General features: G+C 29.2%; 4 protein-coding genes. 3 read left to right on the top strand and 1 reads right to left on the bottom strand.

Annotation, left to right across the window (positions count from 1 at the left end; genetic code table 11):
* From AB1Z17_RS12105 to AB1Z17_RS12115, 3 genes are all read left to right on the top strand, one after another.
* On the top strand, positions 1-3338 hold a 3338-nt coding region (locus AB1Z17_RS12105), incomplete at its 5' end, for a PAS domain S-box protein (RefSeq protein ID WP_368052049.1).
* A 98-nt stretch (positions 3339-3436) separates the two neighbouring features.
* Positions 3437-4003, top strand: coding sequence for a sigma-70 family RNA polymerase sigma factor (locus tag AB1Z17_RS12110; RefSeq protein ID WP_368052050.1), 567 nt, complete (start codon positions 3437-3439; stop codon positions 4001-4003).
* Between the two features lie 12 nt (positions 4004-4015).
* Positions 4016-4264: a hypothetical protein gene (locus AB1Z17_RS12115; protein ID WP_368052051.1), complete on the top strand. Its 249-nt coding sequence runs from the start codon at positions 4016-4018 to the stop codon at positions 4262-4264.
* Positions 4265-4297: 33 nt separating this feature from the next.
* On the opposite strand, the gene AB1Z17_RS12120 is transcribed toward AB1Z17_RS12115, so the two are convergent.
* Entirely contained in the window at positions 4298-6421 is a 2124-nt protein-coding gene (locus AB1Z17_RS12120) for a Tex family protein (RefSeq protein WP_368052052.1), read from the bottom strand.
* Between the last annotated feature and the right edge of the window lie 223 nt (positions 6422-6644).

Raw genomic sequence — 6644 nt, forward strand, 5'->3', positions numbered from 1 at the left:
CAAAAGACAAGGAAAAAGTAATTGATTATAGTTTAAAGAATTTGTTCCGAAATTCTACTCAAGATTTAAGGTATCGGATTATAACTAAAAACGGATTAACTAAATATATTCTCGAAAAAAGAAGTATTGTTTTTGAAAAAAATAAAATTTCAAGAATTATTGGTATTGCTCAAGATATTACTACAAATGTAATTTCTGAACAAAAACTAAATACCACAAAAAACTTACTCTCTAACACTATAGCCAGTATTAAAGATGGATTTGTAATTTTAGATAAAAATTCAAATTATATTTATGCCAACAAACAAGCTACTAATTTATTAGGTAAATCAAGTATTGATCTTATTGGAAAAAATATTTGGAATGAATTTCCAGAAAAAGAAGGCGATCTTTTTTATGATGAATACCAGCGCGCATTAAAAACAAAAAAACCTGTAAGTTTTGAAAACTATTTTGCCCCTTGGCATAAATGGTTTGAGAATAGAATTATTCCATCTAAAAATGAAATGCTCATTATTTTTCAGGAAATAACTGATAAAAAATTATCAGAAAATAAAATAAAAGAGGCCTATAATATTATAAATAAAAGTCCTTCCAGTGCAATATTATGTAAGAACGAATTTAATTTTCCCGTATTATTTGCTTCAGAAAATTCTCAAAACTTATTTGGCTATACTCATAATGAATTTTTAACAGGAAAAATAAAAGTGCACGAACTCGTTTTTCCAGAAGATTTACCTATAATTCGCGCTAAAATATTTAAAAAAATTAAGCAACAAAAAGCAAAAGGATTTAAAGCAAAACCGTTTAGAATAATAACAAATGAAGGCATCATAAAATGGATTGATGTACGGTTTGATTTCACAAAAGATGCAAGCAACAACATTACTCATATTCAAGCAATTGCAGAAGATATTACCGAGAAAAAAAGAACCCAAGATTTATTTTATGAAAGCAATCAACGATTAAAAAATCAATTCGAAAATACTCCATTAGCTTCAATTATTTGGGACGTGGATTTTAAAGTAATTAAATGGAATAACGCTGCTGAAAGAATTTTTGAATTTACAGCAAAAGAAGCTATTGGAAAGCATATTAGAGATTTAATTATTCCTAAAAATATTCATTCAGAAATAGATAAGATCTGGAATGAATTATTAAGACAAGAAGGCGGATTTAGAAATACCAATAAAAATATTACAAAAAGTGGTAAAGAAATTATTTGTAATTGGTACAATGTAACTCTAAAAGATAGTGAAGGTAATTTAACTGGAGTAGCTTCTTTAGGGAATGATATTACAGAAACTATACATTCTAAAAAACTATTAGAAAAATCTGAGAAAAAATATCGCGATATTTTCGAGAAATCAATAGATGCTGTTTTTATTATTAAAGATGGTGTTTTTATTGATTGTAACGAGGCAACATTAAAAATATTTGGACATCCTAATAAAAAATCTTTGTTTAAATTACACCCTTCAGAAATTTCTCCACGAAAACAACCAGATGGTGAAAATTCATTTGAAAAAGCTGAAAAACTAATAAAAATTGCTTTAGATAAAGGAAGTACACGGTTTAGATGGTATCATAAAACGAAAAAAGGACATGTTTTTCCAGCTGAAGTTTCATTAACAAAAATTGAAGAGAGTGATAATAAAATTAGAATTCATGCGGTTGTCAAAGACATTACAGAAAGAGTAAAAAAGGAAGAATTAGAAACTGTTTTATACAATATTTCTAAAGCCGCTCTAACCATAGACGATTTTAATGAATTTAGCACATTTATAAAAAACCAATTACATAAAATTATTGATACTACCAATTTCTATATTGCTTTGTATAATGGGCAAAATGATAGTATTAGTTTACCTTTTGTTGTAGACGAAAAAGATGATACTGCAGAGTTTTCAGCACAAAAATCTCTAACTGGGTACGTTATAAAAACAGCACAACCTTTATTAGTCAATACTAAAAATCACAATAATCTAATTAAAAAAGGTGTTGTTGATTTAATTGGCGAACCTACAAAAATATGGGCAGGTGTGCCACTAAAATCCCAAACCGAAGTGTTTGGTGCCATTGTTGTTCAAAGCTATAAAGATTCAGAAGCGTACAACTTAAATGATTTACAATTATTAGAGTTTGTAGCAAATCAGATTAGTATTGCCATTCAAAAAAATAATGCCGCAAACGATCTCAAAAAAGCACTTGTAAAAGCTCAAGAATCAGACAGGTTAAAATCAGCTTTTTTGGCAAATATGAGTCATGAAATTAGAACTCCAATGAACGGTATTATAGGTTTTTCAGAATTGTTTTTAAATTCAGATCTATCAGAAGACGTCCGCAAAGAATATGCTAAAATTGTAATAAATAGTAGTAAACAATTACTCTCAATTGTAAATGATATTTTAGATATTTCAAAAATTGAAGCTGGAGTTGTTCAACTAAGTTATAATAACGTAAATATAAATAAGTTATTAGATACCCTTTGCGCATTCTACAATCCAATTGCCAAAAAAAATAACCTAATTCTAACCTGTAAAAAAGGATTTGAAGATAATGATAGTTTTATTGAAATAGATAAAACCAAATTACATCAAATTCTAACAAATTTATTATCGAACGCATTTAAATTTACCGATAAAGGAAGAATTGAAATTGGTTATTATATTAAAAATAATAATCTTCAATTTTATGTGAAAGATACAGGAATTGGTATAGATTATAAATTACATTCAACAATTTTTGACAGGTTCATTCAAGGAGATTTAGATTTAAATAAACAAAAAAAAGGTACAGGTTTAGGGTTAGCAATATCCAAAAAATTTGTTGAACTGTTTAAGGGGGAAATTTGGTTAGAGTCCAGCGATAAAGGGACTACAGTATTTTTTACTGTGCCCTATAAAAAAGTTAAAGAAGACACAAGTACTATGAAAATTGAAAAAGATATACTTAAAACAAACACATTCGAAAGTAAACCAATTACTTTATTAATAGCAGAAGATGAAGAATACAATATGCTATATATTAATGAATTATTCTCAAATACTACCTATAAAATTATTGAAGCTAGCAACGGGGCAGAGGCAATTGAATTGGCTTTAGCAAATGCTGAAATTGATATGGTATTTATGGATATAAAAATGCCATTAATAAATGGAAACGAAGCCATGCTAAAAATTAAAAACAAAAAACCTAATTTACCTATAATTGCGCTTTCTGCTTTTGCAATGGAATCTGATAAAGAAAATGCTTTAAATAATGGATTTGACGCTTATTTAACCAAACCTATTGATAGGAAAAGAATATTTGAATTAATAAAACAGTACACAAATTAAAAGAAAAAGAATTTCTAAAATTCTTTTAACGCTCTAAAACAATTTATATTTAGAATAATTCTAAATAAATATTTAATTTAGCTCTAAGTTTAAATCAAATGGCTGTTAAAAAACATACTTTAAACCCCGAAAAATGGGTACCACTTTATGCAGATTACCTGTTTAACTACACTATTAGCCGAATTAGCAATCACGATCAAGCTAAAGACCTTGTTCAAGACACATTTTTTGCGGCTTTAAACGCAAAAGATAATTTTCAAGGAAAAGCAAGTGAACGCACGTGGCTAATCTCAATATTAAAAAGAAAAATTATTGATTATTACCGAAAAATAAACTCCGCAAAAGGTAAGGCTGAAGTGAAAATGAATTTTTATTCAGATGGTGAACATGAAGGCGATTGGATTGAAGAAAGAGTTCCAACCGATTGGAATGCTGAAGTAGAAAAAAATATAGAAAACGAAGAATTAACTGTTGCCTTAGAAAAATGTATTAATAACTTACCCGAAAAATATGCCATGGTTTTTAGAATGAAAACCATTCAACAATTTGAAACTGAAGAAATATGTAAGGAATTGGAAATAACCTCGTCAAATCTTTGGGTAATTATTCATAGAGCACGTACTCAATTGAGAAAATGTATGGAAGATAATTGGTTTAATAAATAACTATTGTACTAAATGAAATTAACTTGCAATCAAGCTACAACAATTTGCGATAAAAGCCAGTATAAAGAAGCAACTTTTTGGGAATTATTAAAGCTGAATTTACATATTTTTTTATGTAAAAAATGTAAAAAATATGCCAACCAAAATAGCATTATGTCTAAATGTTATAATAAGCAACGCTCAGCTGACTGTACAAAAAATGATTGTTTATGTGATGAAGAAAAAACAACTATGGAAAGTAATTTAAAAGAAAAGCTCTAGTAATATAACTTCAAATTATTATAATAAAGACCGCTATTTTACCAACGCAAGTTGAATTCTTTTTCTAACAAAATCTACTTCCAAAACTTTTACAATTATTTGTTGATTTAAAGTGACAATAGTGCTAACATCGCTCACAAATTTATCTGATAAATTTGAAACATGAATCAAGCCGCTTTCTTTAATTCCAATATCAACAAAACAACCAAAATTGGTAATATTATTTACTATTCCAGGTAGTAATTGTCCCTCATGTAAATTTGTAATAGTGCGTATATTTTGATTAAAAGTGAACACTTTGGCCGTTGAACGGGGATCTAATCCTGGTTTTTCCAATTCAGCAATAATATCTTTTAACGTAGGAATTCCAATTGTTGAAGTGCAATATTTTTCGAGCTTTATTTTATCAAGTACAGCTTTATTTCCAATTAAATTAGCAACAGTAGTGTTTTCATCTTTTGCCATTTTTTCAACAATAACATAACTTTCTGGATGCACCGCCGAATCATCTAAAGGATTTTTAGCTTTTTTTATTCTTAAAAAACCTGCGCCTTGTTCAAAAGCTTTGTTTCCTAAACGAGCAACTTTTTTAATAGCGTTTCTTGAAGAAAAAGGACCGTTTTCATCTCTATGTTTTATAATATTTTCGGCCAATTTTGGGCCAATACCAGACACATAACTTAATAATGATGTACTTGCAGTATTTATATTTACACCAACGGAGTTTACACAACTTTCTACAACAGTATCTAACGACGTTTTAAGTTTCGTTTGATCAACATCATGCTGATATTGCCCTACTCCTATAGATTTTGCATCAATCTTAACCAATTCAGCCAACGGATCTGCCAATCTTCTACCAATTGAAACCGAACCACGTACCGTAACGTCGTAATTTGGAAACTCATCTCGTGCAATTTTTGAGGCCGAATAAATGCTTGCTCCTGCTTCACTCACCACAAAAACTTCCACATCTTTATTAAAGCGCATTTTTCTGATTAATTGTTCTGTTTCTCTTGATGCCGTTCCGTTTCCAATAGCAATAGCTTCAATTTTATAAGCATCTACCAGTGAATTTATTTTTTTCATAGCACCAATGGAATCATTTTTTGGAGCATGAGGATAAATAGTTTCGTTATACTCCAAACCACCTTGTGCATTTAAACAAACCACTTTACAACCTGTTCTAAAACCTGGGTCTATCGCTAAAATAGTTTTTTCACCTAAAGGCGCTCCTAATAATAATTGCTTTAAATTTTTGGCAAAAACCATAATGGCACTTGCATCTGCTTTTTCTTTTGAAGTATTTAATATTTCGTTGGACAAGGCCGGAAATAACAAACGTTTATAGGCATCTTGAATGGCTAATTTAATTTGAGAAGAACAATTGCTATTGGAACGAATAATGCTGGCTTCCATTTTTGATAAAGCTCGTTCGTTATCAATTTCAATTTTTACACGAATAAACCCTTCTTTTTCGGCTCTTAAAATTGCTAAAAAACGGTGCGAAGGGATCCGGTTTAAAGATTCACTCCATTTAAAATAATCTCTAAATTTTTGTGCTTTCTCATCTTCTTTCTTTGCTTTTACAACTTTGGTTGTAATGCTTGCAAATTTCCCCAACTGATGCCGAATATTGTTTCTAATATCTGTACGTTCGTTTATCCATTCTGCAATTATAAAACGTGCACCTTCTAGTGCTTCTTCAATATTTTTAACTTCATTAGTTATATATTTTGAAGCTGTATAATTCAAGTCATTTACACGTTGGCTCATTATCATTTTAGCCAACGGTTCTAAACCGTTTTTACGTGCAGTTTCAGCCTTTGTCTTGCGTTTTTTCTTAAAGGGAAGGTAAATATCCTCTAAAACTGTTAAATCTGTTGTAGCTTCAATTTTTTGTTTTAATTCAGTAGTTAAAACCTCTTGTTCTTCTAATGCTTTTATAATGGTTATTTTTCGCTTTTCTAGTTCTTCAAATTGCGTTTTATATTTTACAATTTTACCAATTTCAACTTCATCTAAATTTCCTGTTCGCTCTTTTCTATAACGAGAAATAAACGGAATGGTACAATCTTCATTTAATAAATGAATGGTGTTTTCAATTCCATTTGAAGGGAGATTTGTTTTGGATTTTATAAAGTCTAGGATTTGCATTAAACGTTAAGATTTAAAGCGTCATTGCGAATGAAATGAAGCAATCTTTTTCTAAATAGAGATTACTTTGTCACATGCTCCTCGTAATGACAAAAAATTAATATAAAAATTAGTACAGGTTCACATTATTCTTTTACATAATACTAAAATGCAATGCTGAATCGAGTTCAGTATATCATTTTAAAATTATGTACGTTTAACTTATTTGTTCCCCATTTTTTAC

This window comes from Lutibacter sp. (assembly GCF_040883305.1).
In the GTDB taxonomy this organism is placed as follows: Bacteria; Bacteroidota; Bacteroidia; order Flavobacteriales; family Flavobacteriaceae; genus Lutibacter.